The sequence below is a fragment of the Blautia luti genome, from assembly GCF_013304735.1.
Taxonomy (GTDB): Bacteria; Bacillota; Clostridia; order Lachnospirales; family Lachnospiraceae; genus Blautia_A.
Window position 1 is genome coordinate 1 of the sequence record NZ_JAAITI010000051.1, and the last position, 20251, is coordinate 20251.

The following is a 20251-nucleotide window of genomic DNA, read 5'->3' on the forward strand; positions in this document are numbered from 1 at the left end:
CCTCGCAACCACAGCCGCAGTGGTCATCGTCGTGATGATGGTGATGATGTTCATGCTCGTGATCATGATCCTCGCAGCCACATCCACAATGCTCATCATCGTGGTGATGGTGTTCTTCATGTGCATGTTCCTCATGCTCATGTTCCTCATGATGGTCGTGGCCGCAACCGCAGCCACAGGAATCCGTGGACTCCATGGAATTCTTTTTTAAGCTCTCTTCCATATGAAATCTCCTTGAAAATTATATGAATATATGATTGAATGTTCATATGACTATTTAAGCATATGTTTTATCGGATGTCAATATCTTTTTCTAAAAAGAATAAAAGAAATGTAAAATCTATTACAAAAGAAATATAGAAAATATTAATATATTCTGAAAAAATAATCTATTTTATTATTCTTGTTTAACATGTTATACTTTCAACAAGTAAAGAAAAGAAAGGAAGGTAGCAACATGTACAGTATTGACTTAAACAGTGACATGGGTGAGAGCTTTGGCGCATACAAGCTGGGCGGAGACGAAGAGATCATCAAATATGTCACAACAGCAAATGTAGCATGTGGCTGGCATGCTGGCGATCCAATGGTAATGGATAAGGTAGTCCGCATGGCAAAGGAACGTGGCGTTATGGTTGGAGCCCATCCTGGATACCCTGATCTTCTTGGCTTTGGACGAAGAAAGATGGTTCTCTCTCATGATGAAGTTAAGAATTACGTCAGATACCAGATCGGAGCACTGGCTGCATTCACAAAAAGTTATGGAATGAAGCTTCAGCATGTAGCTCCACATGGAGCAATGGGAAATGCCTGCCAGTATGATGAGGACATTTCCACTGCAATCTGCGAGGCAATCTGTGAGTATGATAAAGATCTGATCGTTTACTACTGTGCAGGAGCAGTTCTTGGTGATATCGCTGAGAGCAAGGGACTCCGTACAGCATCCGAGATCTTTGCAGACCGTGCATACATGGATGATCTTTCTCTTGTACCGAGAAAGATGGAGGGATCCATGATCACAGATGAGAACATTGCCATCGAAAGATGCGTAAAGATGATCAAAGAAGGTAAAGTCACATCCATCAACGGAAAAGAGCTTGACATCAAGGGTGACACACTCTGTGTACACGGAGACGGACCGAAAGCACTTGCTTTTGTACAGAAGATCCGTGAGAAATTCACAGAAGAAGGTATTGAGATCAAACACTTATAAAAACTAAATAAAGTACATTCACATGAGAGATAGAATGCCGGATAAATCAAAGGAGATTTAATACAAGGGATTACTGCGTTGATTTGTCCGGCTCTTTTTATATGAAAATGTGTACTTTTTTAGGATAAGAAAGGAAAGGGTGGAAACTATGGCAAAAGAGAAAAAACAGAACAACATAGTAAGAAACATGATGATCGCTCTGGTCGGCGGTCTGGTCGTAGGACTTGGATTCATGGTTCTGAAACAGCAGATGTCTGAGGGGACATGGAACGTGATCAATGCACTTCTGTTCCAGGATATCACAGCAGATCAGGGATTTCATTCCATCGGTCTCTTCTATATTATCGGACAGCTGTTCATGAGAGGATTACAGATGGCGATCGTACCGCTGGTACTTGTATCCTTAAGCCTTGCAATGTGCAGTATCTCCAGCTCTTCTAAACTTGGAAGAATTGCAGGACGTACATTACTTGGATTCTTCTGCTTCTATGTAGTAGGCGCACTTATCGCAGGTATTGTTGCATTCGCAATGAAAACAGCAGGATTTTTCAACGTAAAACTTCCGGCAGAGGCAGTTACAGAAGCTGCAACACTGGATCAGTTTAATCCGCTTGCAACAATCGTAACAGCAGTTCCGTCCAACATCGGAACCGCATTCAGCAGCAACAACAGCATCCTTGCAGTTGTAGTAGTAGCTATCGTTCTTGGTCTTTGCATGAACGCACTTGGCGACAAGATGAAACCGCTGAAAAGCGTACTTGAGAACTTAAGTGACATCATTAACCTGTACCTTACATTCCTGATCAATAAGGTTGGTCCTGTTGCAATCTTCTGCCTGATCTCCCGTACATTCGCAATCTACGGAGCAGAGTATCTGGCACCTGCAGCAGCTTACATCGTAGGCGCAATGCTGACACTGTTTGTACTTGTAGTAACGATTTACCCGATCGGTATTGGCCTTACAACAGGCTTAAGCCCGATGAAATTCCTTAAGAAGATCGCAAAAGTTGGTGTATTCGGATTCTCTACAAACTCTTCTGCAGCATGCCTTCCGCTGAACACCAGAACATGCCTTGATGAACTTGGATGCTCTCAGGAGATCACAAGCTTTGTTCTTCCTACAGGTATGACCATCAACATGAACGGAACAACAGTTATGCATATGTTTGCAGTAACATTTATCGCAACAGCATCCGGAATCGACATCACACCTGCAAACCTGATCACAGTCGCATTCCTTTCCATCTGTGCGGCAATGGGATGCCCGGCAATCCCGATCGCAGGTACAACCCTGATCGTAACGATCCTTTCCGGTATGGGCTGGACATCTGATCTCTGCATGATCGCATATGCACTGGTTGTAGCGATCAACCGTCCGGTTGAGATGGCTCTTCTTCCACTTAACGTAATCGGTGATGCAACAGTCAATGTTATCGTTAACAAGAAAGAAAATGAGCTTGACGAAACAAAATATAACGCGTAAGTAAATATAAAAAGTCTTAATATTATACATACAAATTATTAAATTGACTTAATATTACTACGATGATACCATTTAAGCGTATAGTTGAGAGATCAGCTATGCGCTTAAATACTAAATGCAGTAAAAACAGCGGAATATCCGCAGAAAAATAAAAGGGTTCAGGAGGAAATGAATATGGAGTACAAGACAGCGAAAAGAATGGAATGCCTTCCGTTTTCCGGTATCCGTGCAGTAATGGAAAAAGCAAACAAAATGCAGCAGGCAGGAGAGAAGATCATTCACCTGGAAATCGGACGTCCGGATTTTGATACACCTGAGAAGATCAAAAAAGCAGCAAACGAGAGCCTTGCAGCAGGACATGTATTTTACACATCCAACTACGGTATCCCGAAACTGAGAGAAGCCATTGCAAAATGGGAGAACGAGAACCATGGTACAGATTATGAAGCATCTGAAGTTCTTGTAACAGTAGGTGTTGGTGAGGCAACTTTCGCATCCATGGACGCTTTCCTGGATCCTGGCGATGAGATCCTTGTCCCGAACCCGGTATGGCTGAACTACATCCATGTTCCGTCAGCACTTGGAGCAGTACCTGTAACATACAGCCTGAAAGAGGAGAACGATTATCAGATCGACTTTGAGGAGATGGAGTCAAAGATCACAGATAAGACAAAGATGATTGTAGTTGTTAACCCGAGTAACCCGACCGGTGGTGTATTCTCCAGAGAGACACTTGAGAAATTAAGTGAGATCGCCATCAAACATGATCTTCTTGTGATTGCAGATGAGATCTACAGCCAGCTTGTATATGATGGAACTGAGCACGTAAGCATCGCATCCCTTCCGGGAATGAAAGAGCGAACCATCACATTAGGAGGCTTCTCAAAAGCTTACTCCATGACAGGATGGAGACTTGGATATATGTGTGCACCGGTTGGAATTATCCAGGCTTGTGTACGTGTTCATCAGTATACCGTTACCTGTGCATCTTCTTTCGTACAGGAAGCAGCACTTACCGCATTAAGCGACTGTGCAGAAGATGTTGAGGCAATGAGAAAAGAGTATCAGAGAAGAAAAGATTATGTGGTAAAAGCACTGAACGAGATCGACGGAATCAGCTGCAACAATCCACATGGTGCGTTCTACATCTTCGTAAATATCAAGAGCCTTGGAATGACTTCCATGGAAGTTGCCGAGTACCTTCTTGACAATGCAAAAATCGCTCTGGTACCTGGTTCCGCATTCGGTTCCGAGGGAGAGGGATACTTAAGAATTTCCTACGCATGCAGCTATGAGGATCTTCAGGAAGCATGTGCAAGAATCAAAAAAGCAGTGGAAGAACTGAAAAACAAATAATGAAATAAAAAATATCCACCGCTTTTTGTGGCGAAAAGCGGTGGATGAAAAATCCTGGTATAAATAATATATAAGAAGAAACGGTAAAGCTAAGAAGGTTCCCAGCCGACTTATGCTTGCCGTTTTTTTATTTCTGTCGTTCCCATACCTGACCGATGGGGAAGGACGGGGTGGATTCTGAAAGAAATTCATCCAGAGCATTTTCAAAGAATTCCACGGCACGCTTGCTTGTGGATTTCGGATATTTATGCTTGATTTTGTAGCATACACGGTTCGGCGGCGTGTTTTTCAGCTCGCTGATAAAAATCGGCCGGTAGTGGGAAAGCTCCAGGATCACGGACTGAGGTGCAACCATCCAGTTTCCCGGCTTTTTCCAGAGGCGGTCAAGAAGTGTGATGGTATCAGCTGCAATGTGAGGCCTGGATGCGGAAGAAAGCCATCGGTCGTGCCAGATCTGGTAATTATCATCCCAGCTTAAGAAAAGTTCCAGGGATGGATCGAGCTCATCGGTATGTACGGAAGGTGCCGGAATGGATGGCTGGTCTGACTGCACCAGATAAAGCTTTTCTTCGAAGATTTTTTCTGTTATGATGTTCTTGTAATGCAATTTGTGGTAAACAAATCCGATATCAATGCTGTGTTCACCGAGGAGCCCGTAAAGCTCTGAGGAGTGATGGGATTCGATGTTCAGATCCAGCTTGGTCTGCTCATTTAAGATCCGGTCATACAGCGGAGCAAAAACCGCTACATTCAGACTGTCGGTACATCCGATGGTAAGAAGCAGGGAATCCTGGTTGCGCTGCAGCTCCATGGTTTCTTTCCAGAGGGACATCCAGCGTTCCGCAAGGATGATAAAATCCGTTCCCTTGGCAGTCAGTTCCACCTGTTTGTGACCTTTTTGACGGATCACAAGGGGAAAACCAAGCTCGTTTTCCAGAGAAGTGAGCCGGTGGCTGACCGTAGGCTGGGAAAGAAAAAGAAGATCCGCTGTACGGGTGATGCTCTTGGTATTTACGATGGTGAGAAAGGTTTCGATTTCAGCAAGATTCATAGGAACAGCTCCTTTTCTTTGGTATTGTCTATAAGAATTGAGTAAGTTTCAGTAATATAAAAATTATTTATATTATACAGAGAAATTATTCGTTATTCAATAGGAAGCTTGTATGATATGATAAATACAACTTAAAAAGAAAATCAAAAGAAGAGAGGTTTTCATATGTCATTAGGATGTAGAATCAGACGAAACTTTGAAAGACCGTCAAAAGAATTAGTAGAAGCATTCCGTGGAATTCCGGTTGCAAATATTGATGATAACTGTGGAAGGATCGCTGCTGTAGACTCCAGCATTTATCCACTGAACCCGAAGGCAAGACTTCTGGGAACCGCATTTACAGTAAACGCACCGGCAGGAGATAACCTTCTGTTCCACAAAGCTCTGGATATGGCTCAGCCAGGAGATGTTATCGTTCTTGCAAACAAAGGAAGCATGAGCAGAGCACTTTGCGGTGAGATCATGAGCAACTACGCAAAATCCAGAGGAATCGCAGGAATCATCATCGACGGATGTGTTCGTGACAGCTACACATTAAGCCAGATGGATTTCCCAGTATATGCAAAAGGCATCACACCTAACGGACCATACAAAAACGGCCCGGGAGAGATGAATTTCCCGGTATCTTTCGCAGGAATCGTGATCAATCCTGGTGATATCATCGTCGGAGACTCTGACGGACTTCTGGCAATCAAACCAGACGAGCATACAGCAGAGCTTGCAGAGATCGCAAGAAAGTATCATGCAGGCGAAGAAAAACAGCTTGAGGGAATCCTGACACGTGGTGAGTGGCCGCGTCCATGGGTTGATGAAGCTCTTAAAAAAGTCGGATTTGAATTTGTAGACTAACCGAATAAAAGATACATGCAGGAAGGTCTGTCACCACGTATGACGGGCCTTTTTGTCAAATAAAGAACGGAGGTATATCTGAATGGATGTGAAGTTCCTGATCGCAGGAGACAGAGCAGTTTCCGTTGAATTCGGCAGCGTGATCAGTCTTGAGGTAAATGCCAAGGTACGTGCGCTGGATGAAAAATTAAAAGAATCTCCAATTGAAGGCATGGTGGAAACAGTTCCTACCTACTGTGCGCTGATCGTACATTACCGCCCGGAGGTGATCCGTTATTCCAAACTGGTGGAAGAACTGGAAAAGAGAATTGCGGACATGCATGAAGTTTCCACAACAACGAAGAAGGTAGTAAAAGAGATCCCGGTTTATTATGGCGGCGAGACCGGACCGGATCTGGAATATTGCGCAGAGCTTGAGAATACCACTACGGAGGAGATCATCCGCAAGCATTCCCAGCATGAGTACTATGTATATATGCTTGGTTTTGCACCGGGACATCCGTATATGGCCAGATTTGATGAGCCGTTCAGCTTTAAGAGAAGAACTTCTCCGCGAGTGAAGATCCCGGCGAGATCCATCGTAGTTCAGCTGGCACTGTCTGATTTTATTCCTTTTGAGCAGCCTTGTGGATGGAATATTATCGGAAGCACACCTCTTGATATCTGCAATTTTGCAAAGGAAGATCCGTTCCTTGTACGTGCCGGTGACTGGGTAAAACATGTTCCTGTCACAAAAGCAGAGTATGATCAGATCCGAAGAGACGTGGAAAACGGTACCTATAAAGTGAAAACCTATACGCCACAGGATTGAGAACGGAGGTCATGATATGGGAATTACAGTTGAAAACGGCGGAATCCTGACCACTGTTCAGGACGAGGGAAGATTCGGAAATCAGGCATTTGGTGTTTCAACATCCGGTGCCATGGACCCGAGAGCTTTCCACATTGCCAATCTGCTGGTAGGCAATAAAAAAACAGAGGGTGCTCTGGAGATGACTTTTATCGGACCAACCCTTACTTTTACCAGTGATAATATCATAGCGGTGACAGGTGGAGATCTGACACCGATGCTGGATGGACAGCCTTTTCCGATGTATAAGGCAGTTCTTGTAAAAAAAGGCCAGAAGCTGATGTTTGCAGGTGCCAGAAATGGAAGCCGTGGATATATCGCTTTTGCAGGCGGCCTGGATATCCCCCTTGTAATGGGAAGCAAGTCTACACTGCTTCGTAACCACATTGGTGGTGTTGAGGGAAGAAAGCTGGAAAAAGGTGATACCATCGAGTTTACAGCACCGAAGACAGAACTTCCGAATATGGAGCTTCGTCATGTGCCGGCGGAAGTTTATCCTTCAGATGAAGTGGTTCTCCGCGTGGTTCTGGGACCTCAGGAGAATGAGTTTACAGAAGAGGGTGTCCGCAAGTTTTTCTGGTACAGCGGTACCATTACCAATGAGTTTGACCGTATGGGATGCCGTATTGAGAGAGAACCGGTAGAGCATGCCGGTGATGGTAATATTAATACAGATGGTATTTCCATGGGATCGATCCAGGTTCCGTTAAACGGACAGCCGATCATCATGCTGGCTGACCGTCAGAGTACAGGCGGCTATCCGAAGATCGGTACTGTGATCACGGTGGATTTTGCAAAGATTGCCCAGGCCCGGCCTGGACAGAAGATCCGTTTTATTGAGGTGAGCCTGGATCTTGCCCAGGATCTGTATATCCGTGAGCTGAATGAAATGAATGCTCTGGATGAACGACTGAACGGAAATAATTAATCATACATACCACAAAAATTTTTTTAAGAAAGGTGAGTACGAATATGAAGATTGTTGTATTGGATGGCTACACAGAGAACCCTGGAGATTTAAGCTGGGACGCATTAAAAGAGCTTGGAGATGTTACGGTTTATGACAGAACTTCCTATGAGGAGTCTCCGCTGATCGCTGAGCGTATCGGTGATGCTGAGATTGTTATCATTAACAAGACTCCGATCTCCAAAGAGACGATTGATAAGTGCCCGAACATGAAGCTGATCGCTGTTCTGGCTACCGGCTACAATGTTGTTGATTACAATTATGCAAAAGAGAAGGATATTCCGGTTGTGAATGTTCCGACTTATGGTACCCAGATCGTTGGTCAGTATGCTCTTGGTCTTCTTCTTGAGATCTGTTCTCATTATGGTCATCATGATGAGACTGTTAAGGCTGGCAAATGGGAGAATAATGATGACTGGTGCTACTGGGATTATCCGATGATCGAGCTTTATGGAAAGACTGCCGGTATCATTGGTCTTGGTAGAATTGGACAGGCTACTGCCAAGCTTCTGAATGCTCTGGATATGAAGGTTCTTGCTTATGATGCTTATCAGAGTGAGGCTGGTGCGAAACTTGCTGAGTATGTTTCTCTTGACGAGCTGTTTGCACAGTCTGATGTGATCTTCCTTCACTGCCCGCTTTTCCCGGAGACAGAGGGTATGATCAACAAAGAGAATATCGCGAAGATGAAGGATGGTGTTATCCTTATCAACAACAGCCGTGGTCAGCTGGTTGTTGAGCAGGATCTTGCGGATGCTCTGAACAGTGGTAAGGTTTATGCTGCTGGTCTTGATGTTGTTTCTACTGAGCCGATCAAGGGGGATAACCCGCTTCTTAAGGCTAAGAACTGCATTATTACTCCTCATATTTCCTGGGCTGCTCAGGCTTCCAGACAGAGAATTATGGATATTACAGTTGATAATATTAAGGCTTTTCTGGATGGTAATACGGTTAACAGAGTTAATAAATAATTTTTTTCGATGTTTCGATTTCCTATGTATGATGTGTGAGGGAAAGGCGGCTGTCTCGTTTTGAGGTGGCCGCCTTTTTCTGTGTTTGGAATGAACGTACGTTGGGGGAGTGGAATAAGTGTACGCCGGGGATGTGGCATCGGTTCGGGCAAGGCTCCGTCGGCGGATACTGCTAAGACTCCGTGAGCCGGCTAAGCAGTATCACACCTCCTCCACAACAGCCCGAACCGATGCCACATCCCCGGCTGAAACTCCAACTGCAAAGGACGGAAGCGGACGTTTGCGTCCTGTCCTGAATTGCGAAAACGTGGCTGTATCGGCATAACGCCTCACATGCAACACCGAAGAATACAGCAACCAGTTCGGCACAGCGTCCCACGTCCAACACCGAAGCATACAGACAAAAGTCAACACCCTCCCGTCCTCCACAACCAAGAACTCCTTAAAAAAGGCCCAGGGGTGTGCAGAGGGGCGCGGCCTTGTGCCCCTTTGCGGTTTCCTTTTTCACAAAAAAATAGCCCCTACATCTCAAAGATGTAAGAGCTAAATTCGCTGGATGGAGAAGGATTCGAACCTTCGAAGGCGGTGCCAACAGATTTACAGTCTGCCCCCTTTGGCCACTCGGGAATCCATCCGTGAACAACAAGTGTATTATATATAACATTTTTTAAAATTGCAAGCTTTTTCTCAAAAAAAATAAAATTCTCACAACACCAGCATTTTTGGCAAAACACTGGACTTACCAAAGGAAATCTGCTATTATGAGTACGGTTGGATATAAAGGACACGGTTTTTCCGTATCCTAATACAGGTTAGGAGGATTTTATCATGTTAGTAAACGCAACAGAAATGCTGAAAAAAGCAAAAGCAGGCCATTATGCAGTTGGTCAGTTCAACATCAACAACCTTGAGTGGACAAAGGCTATCCTTCAGACAGCTCAGGAGCTTAACTCTCCTGTAATCCTTGGTGTTTCCGAGGGTGCCGGTAAATACATGACAGGTTATAAGACTGTTGTAGGTATGGTTAACGGTATGATGGAAGAGCTGAACATCACTGTTCCGGTTGCTCTTCATCTTGACCACGGCAGCTATGATGGATGCCTGAAATGTGTTGAGGCTGGTTTCTCTTCCATTATGTTCGACGGATCTCATTATCCGATCGATGAGAACGTAGCTAAGACTAAAGAGCTGGTTAAGATCGTTGCTGAGCACAACATGTCTCTTGAGGCAGAGGTTGGTTCCATCGGTGGCGAGGAAGACGGTGTTGTTGGTATGGGCGAGTGCGCTGATCCTGAGGAGTGCAAGAGAGTTGCAGATCTTGGAATCAACTTCCTTGCAGCTGGTATCGGTAACATTCACGGAAAATATCCGGCTAACTGGCAGGGCTTAAGCTTTGAGACTCTGGATGCTATTCAGCAGCTGACAGGAGATATGCCGCTTGTTCTTCACGGTGGTACAGGTATCCCGGCAGACATGATCAAGAAAGCGATCAGCCTTGGCGTTTCCAAGATCAATGTAAATACAGAGTGCCAGCTTGCATTTGCTGAAGCTACACGTAAATACATTGAAGAGGGTAAAGATCAGCAGGGTAAAGGATATGACCCACGTAAGCTTCTTGCACCTGGAGCAGAAGCGATCAAAGCTACTGTTAAAGAGAAAATGGAGCTTTTCGGATCTGTCAATAAAGCATGATGAATCGAAAATAATATATGAAAGAAGCCGGAATGGGAGCAAGCCTGTTCCGGCTTCTTTTTTCATGATAAAATATCAATATTTTCACTATATAAAAAAATCAACATGTTTCTTGGTTTTTTTATATAGTGAAAATGACCTCTTCGATTTACAATAACATCAAGTTAATCGAGAAGCTGATTTGAAGCTTATCGGTCAGAGATATGCAAAAGGGACGTTTTAAGCATATCTTCAGAACAAGTTGAATATCATTTAAGGTAAAGGAGAGGTACGATTATGAGAATGAAAAAAGCAACAGCATTTGGTCTTGCAGCATTAATGGCAGCTACCATGATCCCGGCAGTTCCGGCTATGGCAAAGGGGGATGACAGTGAAGGTTCTGTTTACTATCTGAACTTTAAACCGGAGCAGGCAGATCAGTGGTCAGACCTGGCAAAGAAATACACCGATGAGACTGGTGTACCGGTTACCGTTGTTACAGCTGCTTCCGGAACTTATGAGTCTACTCTGAAATCAGAGATGGCCAAGGATGAGGTTCCGACACTGTTCCAGGTTAACGGACCGGTTGGACTTGCATCCTGGAAGGATTATTGCTATGACCTGAAAGACAGCGATGTTTACAAAAATGTGGAGAGTGACGATTTCGTACTGAAGGAGGACAGCGGTGCAGTTGACGGTATCGCCTATGTAATTGAAACATATGGAATTATTTACAACAAAGCGCTTCTTAAGAAATACTGTGAGATGGATGGCGCTGTGATCAAGTCTGCAGATGAGATCAACAATTTTGAGACATTAAAGAAGGTTGCAGATGATATCCAGGCTAAGAAAGATGACCTTGGAGTTGACGGTGCATTTACTTCCGCAGGCTTTGATTCTTCCAGTGACTGGCGCTTCAAGACACACCTTGCAAACCTTCCAATCTATTATGAGTACAAAGAAGACGGAATCACATCCACAGATGCGATCAAAGGGACCTATCTTGACAACTTCAAGAACCTGTTTGACCTTTATATCACAGATTCTACCTGTGAGCCAAGCCTTCTTTCCAGCAAGACTATCGATGATGCAAATGCTGAATTTGGTCTTGGAGAGGCTGTGTTCTATCAGAATGGAACCTGGGCTTATGATAACATCAAAGATAACGAAGTAGCAGACGAGGATATGGGAATGCTTCCAATCTATATTGGTGTAGATGGTGAAGAGGACCAGGGACTTTGCACAGGCAGTGAGAACTACTGGTGCGTAAACAAAAAAGCAGATGAGAAGGATATCCAGGCAACTCTTGATTTCCTCAGCTGGGTTATCACAAGTGATGAAGGAAGAGAATCTATAAGCCAGGAAATGGGATTTACAACACCATTCAAGACCTTTGATGAGAATTATGAGTCTGCAAATCCGCTTGTAAAAGCAGCCGACGAATATGTAAAAGCTGGTAAAACTCCGGTTTCATGGAACTTTACAACCATGCCTTCTGAAGAGTGGAAAAACCAGGTCGGCAGTGCAATGCTTGAGTATGCACAGGGTACCGGCGAGTGGGATGCTGTGAAAACTGCATTTGTTGACGGATGGGCAAAAGAGTACAAAGCAGCAAATGAAGGCTGATAAGGTATAACTGAAACGTGATCACGAAGGGGTGGGCGGTTTCCGCCTGCCTCTTTTAATGAAGAGAGGATGTGTAAAGTAGGGAAGGATGCATCCTCAGGAGAAAGGAAGAGAAAACATGCAGAATAAGATGATGAAAAAGTATTTTCCGGTTTTTGTCCTGCCTACCCTGCTGGCATTTACCATTGGATTTATCGTTCCCTTTATCATGGGCGTATATCTTTCCTTCTGTAAATTTACCACAGTAACGGATGCAAAATTCGTGGGATTACAGAACTATGTGAAGATTTTTACTGAGGATGGAACCTTTGGACATGCATTATGGTACACCACCGCATTTACGGTTGTATCAGTAGTTCTGATCAATGTGATCGGTTTTGCAGTTGCGTTGCTTCTGACCAAGAAGATCAAAGGAACCAATATATTCCGTACTGTATTTTTTATGCCAAACCTGATCGGTGGAATCATCCTTGGTTATGTATGGCAGCTTCTGTTAAACGGTCTGCTTCTTCAGATCAATAAAACACTTACATATTCTTCTGTTTACGGATTCTGGGGTCTTGTGATCCTGATGTGCTGGCAGCAGATCGGATATATGATGATCATTTACATTGCAGGTATCCAGAATATCCCGGGTGAACTGATCGAGGCTGCACAGATCGATGGTGCGAACAAAGGACAGCTTCTGAAGCATGTGATCATTCCTATGGTCATGCCGTCCATCACCATCTGTACTTTCCTGACACTTACCAACTCCTTCAAGCTTTTTGACCAGAACCTTGCTCTTACAAATGGTGAGCCTTCCAATATGTCAGAAATGCTTGCACTGAATATTTACAATACCTTCTATGGACGTACCGGATGGGAAGGTGTAGGACAGGCGAAGGCCGTGATCTTCTTTATCCTGGTTGGAGCAATTGCCATGATCCAGAATCGTCTCACAAGAAGTAAGGAGGTACAGCAGTAATGAATAAAAAAGTAAAATTCAGCGGTCTGTGGACTGCGATCCTGAGTGTGGTATCTGTTGCTTATATTTTCCCGATCCTTCTGGTTTTGATTAATTCTTTTAAGAAAAAAGCATACATCAGTCGTTATCCCTTTGCGATCCCAACGGATAAAATGTTCGTAGGTCTGGAAAATTATGTAAATGGTCTAGCAAAAACCGGATTTTTCCAGGCATTTGGATGGACATTATTTATCACAGTATTTTCTGTTGCGGTAATTCTGCTCTGTACCTCCATGTGTGCCTGGTACATCAACCGTGTTACCAACACGCTGACAAAAACCATGTACATGCTGTGCCTGTTTTCCATGGTCGTACCATTCCAGATGGTAATGTTTACTCTTTCCAAGATCGCAAACATCCTGAAACTGAATACTCCGTGGGGACTGATCATCATTTATCTTGGATATGGAGCAGGACTTGCGGTATTTATGTTCAGCGGTTTTGTAAAATCCATTCCGATCGAGATCGAGGAAGCTGCCATGATCGATGGCTGTACCCCGATCCAGACATTTTTTAAAGTGGTTCTTCCGGTTATGAAACCGACCTGTGTAACTGTAGCGATCCTGGAAACCATGTGGATCTGGAATGATTATCTTCTTCCATATCTGGTACTTGATATCAAGAAATATAAAACCATTTCCATTGCCATCCAGTATCTGAAGGGCGGTTACGGAACCATTGATATGGGAGCGATGATGGGCGTTCTTGTTCTTTCCATCATTCCGATCATTGCCTTCTATCTTGCATGCCAGAAATATATCATTGAAGGTGTGGTTGCAGGAGCTGTTAAGGGCTGACAAATTAGTTGAATAATGTTAAAATGAAAGAAAAACGGCCTGCTCTGCGTGCTTTTACGTGGATCAGGCCATATTTGGCGAGGTGAGGAATGTACAGAGTTTTGGTGGTAGATGATGAAAAACTGGAACGTGACGGAATCCGCTTTCTTCTGTCTATGGAGGAGGGAGAGTGGGAGATTTATGAGGCGGCTAATGGCAAGCTGGCATTAAATGAGCTGAGAAAGCATCCGGTGGATCTGATGCTGACAGATATCAAAATGCCGCATATGGATGGTCTGGAGCTTTCAAAAAAAGCAAGAGAGGAATATCCGGATCTGGAAATTATCATTTTCAGCGGTTATGGAGATTTTGCTTTTGCTCAGGAGGCGATCCGCTATGGTGTGACGGATTATGTACTGAAACCGGTGGATCCGGACCGCTTTCATGACACCATACAGAAGATCCAGAAGGAGATCGCATCCCGGAAAAATAAAGAGCAGCAGTCCATAAAAGAAAAGAGCTTTCTTCAGCAGTATTTTCTGTTGGGCTACATTTATTCCGGAGATCAGGAGCGTCTGAAGGAAGCGGAAGGAATTGTGGATTTTTCTGTCTGGGAGCAGTGGCACTGTGCAATTCTTATTGAATCGGATGAAGCTTTTTTTGATTCTGCCAGTGATGAGGTTCCCCTTGAGATCCGGGAAGAGCTTCGCCGTTCTTTCTTCTATTTGAATCTTAATGGCCGTCAGTCTTTGCTTCTTTTTAAGGATGTGTACTGTGATTATGTCCTTGTGGCAAAAAATGTCTATAATCTTCTGAAGCGTCTTCATCCTGTTCGCTTTCATCTGGCTGTAAGCCGGCGTTTTGACGGATATCAGGAACTGCCGGAAATCATGGAACAGCTGGAGCAGCAGATGGAAGAAAAATTTTATCATCCGGATATTCATGTCTATACCAGCGAGGAGGACGAGGAAAAAAATACCGGAGAAGAGGAGCAGGATTCCAGGCTCATGGAAAAAATCTCAGAAGATATTTCCAGAAAGGATGTGAAGCAGCTGTGGAGCCATTTCCGCAGCCTGGCATCCAAATATCAGTCCAATACCCAGTTTTCGGCCATGTATGTGAAATTTGTTTTTTCCAATGTGATAAGGGAGCTGTTTCAGGAGAATCGTTTTGCCGGAGAGCACAGGCTGGATCTGGAGGTGGATCATCTGTATGGCTGTTCTACCATTCAGGAGATCATTGAGGTTACAGAAAAAAATATCCGCCAGTACGAAGAGTTCCTGGACCGCTCCATGAGCGAATCCCGAGATGAGGTGGCAGCAGTAAAAAATTATATTTACAATCACTATGCGGAAGATCTGAACCTGGAAACGCTGGCAGAAAAAGTATATCTTTCTTCCGGCTATCTCAGCTTTATCTTCAAGAAGGAGACTGGAATGAACCTGAACCGTTTTATCCGTGTATTCCGAATGGAAAAGGCCAAGGAGCTTCTCCGTATCACCAACATGAAGGTAGCCATGGTCAGCGAGCAGGTAGGATTTGCCAATTCTTCGTATTTCTGCCGGAGCTTCCGGGAATATTACGGAAGCAGTCCGGAATCCTATCGGAAAGGAAACAATGAGGATGAAGAGGCTTCTGAAGAAGTATAATGATATGAAATACCGGTACAAGCTGACGATCCTGCTTGTGGTAGTATCACTGGTTCCGATGACTGTGCTGGCATTATATAGTCACAGCCGTATGAGCAGTCTTGTCCGGAAAAATGAGATGGAGGATATGTACTCCATTCTGGAGCAGACCAGGGAAAGTATTGACGGGCAGATCGAGATTTATGCCAGTCTGTTGAATTATCTCACCTATTCTCCGGAAATCCAGGAGGTGATCTTCAATAAAGATATGGACCGTTATACTGCATATGAACAGTATACGGAAGTTGTGGATCCGCTGCTGACAGTGCCGCAATCCTACCACGAAGCAATTCTTGGGATACAGCTTTTTGCAGAAAGCATTCCTGTGCGCCATGAATATACCCTGGCTCCACTTTCAGAGGTGGATGAGGAATGGTGGAGTGACAAATTAAAGAACAATGTGACGGTTCAGTGGATCGTGGACCGGGATAATCGTCAGATCGCGGCAGTCCGGGAAATATATGATGGTAAGATCAGGGAGGCTGTGCTCTGTATTTCGTTGGATTACGGAAAAGTATTCCAGCCGCTGGCTAATATCATTGAACGGAATTCCGGAGGCTTTGTGGTGGATGATCAGCAAAATATCGTTTATCATGGAGAAAATCTGGCAGCCAGTGATATTTCCGCACAGAAGGAAACTGCAAAAAAGCTGGATCGTCTGAGGGAAGAATATACCTACGTCAGCAGCAGCGGACATGAAACAAGGTGGACCTATTATTTTTACAAACCTCCGGCTGTGATCGAGAGCTCGGTTTCAAAAGTGTTGATCAGTGAGATCCCACTGATCGGTTTCTGTGTTGTGATCATCATTGTGCTGGGAATGACGTTTTCCAAGCTGTTTACAAGAAAGATCGAGCAGCTTACCAGAAATATGGAACAGGTGAACCAAGGAAGTCGTGAAGTTACGGTTTACAGTGATTCCGGAGATGAGGTAGGACAGCTGGTGAGAAGCTTTCACCATATGATGGATGAGATCAATCGACTGATTGAAGAAGTGTATGAAAACAAGATTGCCCTGAAGGAATTTGAACTGAAAGCGCTGACTGCCCAGATCAATCCACATTTTCTTTATAATTCCCTTTCTATTATAAACTGGATGGCGATTAAGAGCCGACAGAAGGAGATCAGCCGTGTGACTCTGGCATTGTCTACATTTTACCGGACAGCACTCAGTAAGGGAGCAGATATGGTAACTGTGGAAACCTGTATCCGGAATATTGAAGCTTATCTGGAAATCCAGCTGATCATGCATGACAATGATTTTAAGGTGGAGTGGAAGATCGATCCATCTGTGCAGCAGGAGCTGGTTCCGAAGCTTGCCCTGCAGCCTATCGTTGAGAATGCTCTGGAGCATGGCCTGGATGTGAAGGAGGAAGGGGAAAAGCTTCTGAAGCTTTATTTCTTTGAAGAGAATGGGGATGTAGTGATCCGGGTTGAAGATAACGGAATAGGCATGGAGCAGGAGCAGGCAGAAAAGCTGCTCACATATCAGGCAAAAGGCTATGGCCTTAAAAATGTCAATGACCGTATGTGTATCTTATATGGAGAAAAATATGCCATCCGGATCCTGAGCAAGGTAGGTAAGGGGACAAGCGTTGATATGAGGATCCCGAAAGAGGTGAAAAAAGATGAGACTTAGTCTGGGAAAAACAGTGGTGTTTCTGAGTATGTTACTGAGCCTGACACTTTTGACGGGGTGTTCTTTTGAAACTTCAGAAATGAAAAAAACAGATGTGGATGTTCTGCCTGAAAAGAACCGTAAGAGCTGGGAACAGGCAGAAACCTCGCCTCTGGGGAGATATCCGGAGCTTGTAACCTATACTCTGGGACAGATGAAAGGGGCTAATAATTCTAATCTTCCGGACGGGCAGACTTATGAGGACAATGCATATACCCGGTATCTGAAAAAGACACTGAATATTCAGAATAAGAATGTTTTTATGGAGAGTGAGGAACGGTATGACGAAGCTTTGAACATCCTGGTCAAAGACCGGAATCTTCCGGATATTTTTCTGGTGTCGGACAGGGAGACTCTGGAAGAACTGGTTGAAAATGATCTGATTGAAGATCTGACGGAAGTATACAAAAGCTGTGCTTCCGATAAGATACAGGAGATGTATGAAAGTTATGGAAAAGAGCTTCTGGCATCTGGAACATTTGACGGGAAGCTGTTTGCGCTTCCGGAGACTGCGATTGATGACGGACCGCAGCTTTTGTGGCTGAGACGTGACTGGATGGAACAATTGGGACTGAAAGAGCCGAAGACCCTGGACGAGGCGTTTTCTGTGATCCGTGCATTCCAGGAGAACCGGATGGGTGCAGAAGAGGGCGAAGATCCTGTGGGTCTTGTCTGTGATCCGGGGCTTGTGGGTACGGTCAGTACCAGCTATTCGGTGGATTCTGTGTTTGAAATGTTCGGTGCGTATCCCCAGCAGTGGATCAAAAATGCAGATGGAGAAATTGTCTACGGTTCACTGACGGAGGAGACAAAGGAGGCTCTGGGGTATTTAAGGGAGCTTTATAAGCAGGGGATTCTGGATCCGGATTTTGCTCTGCGTGCACAGAATAATATCCGGGATCTTGTGGTGAATGGAAAGTGCGGAGCGTTTTTCGGCCTCTGGTGGACGCCCAATAATCCCCTTATGGATGAGTACCGGAAGAATAAAGAGGCGGACTGGGAGCCGTATTATCTGACTGCGGATGCAAAGCGGACCGTGGAGGTATATTCTACGTTTCGGGATAATAAATATGTAGTTGTGCGTAAAGGGTATGAGCATCCGGAGATTGCAATGAAGATTTTGAGTGTGTTGTTTGATCATTCCAGATATGAGGCAGAGGATGCGGATGAGATGAACACTTATTTTGCACTGAATGTGGATCCTACAGCGCGTCCGCTGATGATCAATGTGGATTATAATGAGGCTACCTATATAGTGACAAAGCATATCCGTGAGGTTCTCTACAGTTCTGGTGATGCGAAGACGAGGGAGGATCTCAGTGCCATTGAGGTTTCTTATTTTGATGCGTGTAAGGAATATCTCGAGGCGGATGTGCCTTCGGTGGAGGCCTGGGCGGCGTACAAGTCCAGGATCTCAGCGGTGGGGCTTTTGGTGGATGCGAATTACCGTGCTCCGGAGAAAAAGTATCTGGGGGATGGTGACGGGGAGATTCCTCAGACTTTGCGTTTGCTGGAGAAGAATGCATTTATCCAGATTATTATGGGGAGGATGCCTGTGAGTTCTTTTGATTCTTTTGTGGAAGCTTGGTATCGTAAGGGTGGAGACAGTCTTACGGAGCGGGTCCGGGAGGGGATTGCGGTTTGTGATGAGTGAGGGTGTGTTTGGGTGTCTTTTTGTGTGGTGTGGTGAAAAACTTGACAAGGTGGGGTGGGTTCTTTAATATAAAAGTGACAGGGACAGTTGGTGGCTTTGGAGCGCGGATGTCTGCTGACTGTGATTTTTGATATTGGAGGTAATAGTATGAAGCAGTGTATGGACTCGGAGAACCTTCACAGGAGACTTAAGAAGATCGTTGGGCAGGTGCAGGCGATCGATCGGATGGTGGATGAGGATATTCCGTGCGAGGATGTTTTGGCTCAGATCAATGCGGCGAAGTCGGCTTTGCATAAGGTTGGGCAGGTTGTGCTTGAGGGGCATATCCAGCATTGTGTGAGAGATGGTATTGAGCATGGGGATGCGGATAAGACGATTGAGAATTTTACTAAGGCTGTGGAGAGGTTTGCGAATATGAAGTAGATGGGGCTTCTTTTGGCTTGGGTGTGAGGATTTTGGTTTGTGTGAGAGTTTGCAGGGAGTGTGCGGAGCTTCCTGCTTTTTTTGTGGGGAGAAAGGTGGGAGAGAAAAGCGGACGCCAGAGGGAGAGGATATCAGGTCGGGCAGGGACTCCGTCGGGGGGATATTGCTGGTTCCGGAAGGTGGAGAGAACACCGTACGCCAGAGGGAGAGGATATCGGCCCGGGCAAGGACTCCGTCGGGGGATACAACTAAGGTTCCGTGAGATGGCTAAAAGCATTGCGGCAGGGCCAGAACTCGCCTGCGGCTCAGACAGCTGACCCTGCCGCAATAACGCCCTCTCCCGCAACCTAAGTTGTATCACCCCTCCTCCGCAACAGCCCGAACCGATATCCTCTCCCTCTGGCTGACACTTCCAGCCGGTAGGAAAAAAGATAAGACCCTTGCAGGGGACGGAAGCGGACGCGGGGCGTCCTGTCCTGGGAATTGAATTGGGGCTTTGGGATGAAATTTCGAAAAATCCAAAAAAATTTGAATTTTATGGTTGACAAGCATAACTCCCAGTGTTATTATAACTGAGCTGTCGCAAATAATTGTTTTTGAAAAACAAACAATTAAAAAGAATTTCAGAAAAATGAAATTCACAGTTGACAAAAGACAGAAGATATGATAAAGTATCCAAGTCGTCGACAAAACGACAACAAAATCTTAACTCAAAAATGTTTGAAAAAAACTTAAAAAAGTACTTGACAAACAAAAAGAGATGAGATAAAATAAACGGGCTGTCTGAGAGACAGACAGAACAAACCTTGATAACTAAACAGTGAAACACATACGATTCTCGAAAATTTCTTTACATTTTTAAGAACGGTTCTAACGAACCAAAATCAGTAAAAACGAGAGATAGCCAAACGGTTGTCTTGAGTAAATGAATCAAACATTTTATCAGAGAGTTTGATCCTGGCTCAGGATGAACGCTGGCGGCGTGCTTA

At 44.7% G+C, this 20251-nt stretch carries 17 protein-coding genes and 1 tRNA gene; 15 read left to right on the forward strand and 3 right to left on the reverse strand.

Annotation, left to right across the window (positions count from 1 at the left end):
• Positions 1-223 (reverse strand): hypothetical protein (locus tag G5B06_RS17045; protein ID WP_180214172.1); only part of this gene is annotated, 223 nt, incomplete at its 3' end.
• A gap of 234 nt (positions 224-457) precedes the next feature.
• Here G5B06_RS17045 and G5B06_RS17050 point away from each other — a divergent pair.
• From G5B06_RS17050 to G5B06_RS17060, 3 genes are all read left to right on the forward strand, one after another.
• On the forward strand, positions 458-1213 hold the full coding sequence (locus G5B06_RS17050; RefSeq protein ID WP_021976404.1) for a LamB/YcsF family protein: 756 nt from the start codon (positions 458-460) through the stop codon (positions 1211-1213).
• A gap of 148 nt (positions 1214-1361) precedes the next feature.
• On the forward strand, positions 1362-2696 hold the full coding sequence (locus tag G5B06_RS17055; protein WP_173772587.1) for a dicarboxylate/amino acid:cation symporter: 1335 nt from the start codon (positions 1362-1364) through the stop codon (positions 2694-2696).
• Positions 2697-2870: 174 nt separating this feature from the next.
• Positions 2871-4052, forward strand: a complete 1182-nt coding sequence (locus G5B06_RS17060) for a pyridoxal phosphate-dependent aminotransferase (protein WP_021976402.1) — start codon at positions 2871-2873, stop codon at positions 4050-4052.
• A 127-nt stretch (positions 4053-4179) separates the two neighbouring features.
• Here the strand turns inward: G5B06_RS17060 and G5B06_RS17065 are convergent, their stop codons facing one another.
• Positions 4180-5103 carry a LysR family transcriptional regulator gene (locus tag G5B06_RS17065; protein WP_148447276.1) on the reverse strand — a complete coding sequence of 308 codons (924 nt, stop codon included), beginning with the start codon at positions 5101-5103 and terminating at the stop codon, positions 4180-4182.
• A 165-nt stretch (positions 5104-5268) separates the two neighbouring features.
• Here G5B06_RS17065 and G5B06_RS17070 point away from each other — a divergent pair, with 165 nt between their 5' ends.
• The 4 genes from G5B06_RS17070 to G5B06_RS17085 all read left to right on the forward strand — a co-directional run bounded on the left by G5B06_RS17070 (position 5269) and on the right by G5B06_RS17085 (position 8740).
• On the forward strand, positions 5269-5952 hold the full coding sequence (locus tag G5B06_RS17070; RefSeq protein WP_118062161.1) for an RraA family protein: 684 nt from the start codon (positions 5269-5271) through the stop codon (positions 5950-5952).
• Positions 5953-6034: 82 nt separating this feature from the next.
• Positions 6035-6763 (forward strand): 5-oxoprolinase subunit PxpB, encoded by a 729-nt coding sequence (gene pxpB, locus G5B06_RS17075; RefSeq protein WP_021976157.1) that lies wholly within the window; start codon positions 6035-6037, stop codon positions 6761-6763.
• Between the two features lie 16 nt (positions 6764-6779).
• The gene (locus G5B06_RS17080; protein WP_148447272.1) at positions 6780-7730 is read left to right on the forward strand and encodes a biotin-dependent carboxyltransferase family protein; all 951 of its coding nucleotides are present in this window, start codon (positions 6780-6782) and stop codon (positions 7728-7730) included.
• A 44-nt stretch (positions 7731-7774) separates the two neighbouring features.
• Positions 7775-8740 carry a D-2-hydroxyacid dehydrogenase gene (locus G5B06_RS17085; protein WP_173762385.1) on the forward strand — a complete coding sequence of 322 codons (966 nt, stop codon included), beginning with the start codon at positions 7775-7777 and terminating at the stop codon, positions 8738-8740.
• Positions 8741-9293: 553 nt separating this feature from the next.
• Here G5B06_RS17085 and G5B06_RS17090 read toward each other — a convergent pair.
• A tRNA-Tyr gene (locus tag G5B06_RS17090) sits at positions 9294-9375 on the reverse strand.
• A gap of 193 nt (positions 9376-9568) precedes the next feature.
• On the opposite strand from G5B06_RS17090, the gene fba reads away from it, so the two are divergent.
• The 8 genes from fba (at position 9569) to G5B06_RS17130 (ending at position 19262) form a co-directional block, all read left to right on the forward strand.
• Positions 9569-10432 carry a class II fructose-1,6-bisphosphate aldolase gene (gene fba / locus G5B06_RS17095; protein WP_173772589.1) on the forward strand — a complete coding sequence of 288 codons (864 nt, stop codon included), beginning with the start codon at positions 9569-9571 and terminating at the stop codon, positions 10430-10432.
• A gap of 276 nt (positions 10433-10708) precedes the next feature.
• Positions 10709-12037 carry an ABC transporter substrate-binding protein gene (locus G5B06_RS17100; RefSeq protein WP_021650828.1) on the forward strand — a complete coding sequence of 443 codons (1329 nt, stop codon included), beginning with the start codon at positions 10709-10711 and terminating at the stop codon, positions 12035-12037.
• Between the two features lie 118 nt (positions 12038-12155).
• Positions 12156-13004 (forward strand): carbohydrate ABC transporter permease, encoded by an 849-nt coding sequence (locus G5B06_RS17105; RefSeq protein WP_110104281.1) that lies wholly within the window; start codon positions 12156-12158, stop codon positions 13002-13004.
• Positions 13004-13840, forward strand: coding sequence for a carbohydrate ABC transporter permease (locus G5B06_RS17110; RefSeq protein WP_059085411.1), 837 nt, complete (start codon positions 13004-13006; stop codon positions 13838-13840). Before G5B06_RS17105 ends, G5B06_RS17110 begins: the two co-directional genes overlap by 1 nt.
• Before the next feature lie 89 nt (positions 13841-13929).
• Positions 13930-15468 carry a response regulator transcription factor gene (locus G5B06_RS17115; RefSeq protein WP_173772591.1) on the forward strand — a complete coding sequence of 513 codons (1539 nt, stop codon included), beginning with the start codon at positions 13930-13932 and terminating at the stop codon, positions 15466-15468.
• Positions 15443-17146 carry a sensor histidine kinase gene (locus G5B06_RS17120; protein ID WP_148447266.1) on the forward strand — a complete coding sequence of 568 codons (1704 nt, stop codon included), beginning with the start codon at positions 15443-15445 and terminating at the stop codon, positions 17144-17146. Before G5B06_RS17115 ends, G5B06_RS17120 begins: the two co-directional genes overlap by 26 nt.
• A complete protein-coding gene (locus G5B06_RS17125; RefSeq protein ID WP_173763231.1) occupies positions 17136-18839 on the forward strand; it encodes an extracellular solute-binding protein in 1704 nt (567 codons plus the stop codon). The genes G5B06_RS17120 and G5B06_RS17125 overlap by 11 nt, the downstream gene beginning before the upstream one ends.
• A gap of 147 nt (positions 18840-18986) precedes the next feature.
• Positions 18987-19262 carry a metal-sensing transcriptional repressor gene (locus G5B06_RS17130; protein ID WP_148447262.1) on the forward strand — a complete coding sequence of 92 codons (276 nt, stop codon included), beginning with the start codon at positions 18987-18989 and terminating at the stop codon, positions 19260-19262.
• The last annotated feature ends 989 nt before the right edge of the window (positions 19263-20251 follow it).

Excerpts from the sequence above, each read along its gene's own strand:
- G5B06_RS17050 (WP_021976404.1), top strand. The coding sequence starts at position 458 with ATGTACAGTATTGACTTAAACAGTGACATGGGTGAGAGCTTTGGCGCA.
- G5B06_RS17055 (WP_173772587.1), top strand. The coding sequence starts at position 1,362 with ATGGCAAAAGAGAAAAAACAGAACAACATAGTAAGAAACATGATGATC.
- G5B06_RS17060 (WP_021976402.1), top strand. The coding sequence starts at position 2,871 with ATGGAGTACAAGACAGCGAAAAGAATGGAATGCCTTCCGTTTTCCGGT.
- G5B06_RS17065 (WP_148447276.1), bottom strand. The coding sequence starts at position 5,103 with ATGAATCTTGCTGAAATCGAAACCTTTCTCACCATCGTAAATACCAAG.
- G5B06_RS17070 (WP_118062161.1), top strand. The coding sequence starts at position 5,269 with ATGTCATTAGGATGTAGAATCAGACGAAACTTTGAAAGACCGTCAAAA.
- pxpB (WP_021976157.1), top strand. The coding sequence starts at position 6,035 with ATGGATGTGAAGTTCCTGATCGCAGGAGACAGAGCAGTTTCCGTTGAA.
- G5B06_RS17080 (WP_148447272.1), top strand. The coding sequence starts at position 6,780 with ATGGGAATTACAGTTGAAAACGGCGGAATCCTGACCACTGTTCAGGAC.
- G5B06_RS17085 (WP_173762385.1), top strand. The coding sequence starts at position 7,775 with ATGAAGATTGTTGTATTGGATGGCTACACAGAGAACCCTGGAGATTTA.
- fba (WP_173772589.1), top strand. The coding sequence starts at position 9,569 with ATGTTAGTAAACGCAACAGAAATGCTGAAAAAAGCAAAAGCAGGCCAT.
- G5B06_RS17100 (WP_021650828.1), top strand. The coding sequence starts at position 10,709 with ATGAGAATGAAAAAAGCAACAGCATTTGGTCTTGCAGCATTAATGGCA.
- G5B06_RS17105 (WP_110104281.1), top strand. The coding sequence starts at position 12,156 with ATGCAGAATAAGATGATGAAAAAGTATTTTCCGGTTTTTGTCCTGCCT.
- G5B06_RS17110 (WP_059085411.1), top strand. The coding sequence starts at position 13,004 with ATGAATAAAAAAGTAAAATTCAGCGGTCTGTGGACTGCGATCCTGAGT.
- G5B06_RS17115 (WP_173772591.1), top strand. The coding sequence starts at position 13,930 with ATGTACAGAGTTTTGGTGGTAGATGATGAAAAACTGGAACGTGACGGA.
- G5B06_RS17120 (WP_148447266.1), top strand. The coding sequence starts at position 15,443 with ATGAAGAGGCTTCTGAAGAAGTATAATGATATGAAATACCGGTACAAG.
- G5B06_RS17125 (WP_173763231.1), top strand. The coding sequence starts at position 17,136 with ATGAGACTTAGTCTGGGAAAAACAGTGGTGTTTCTGAGTATGTTACTG.
- G5B06_RS17130 (WP_148447262.1), top strand. The coding sequence starts at position 18,987 with ATGAAGCAGTGTATGGACTCGGAGAACCTTCACAGGAGACTTAAGAAG.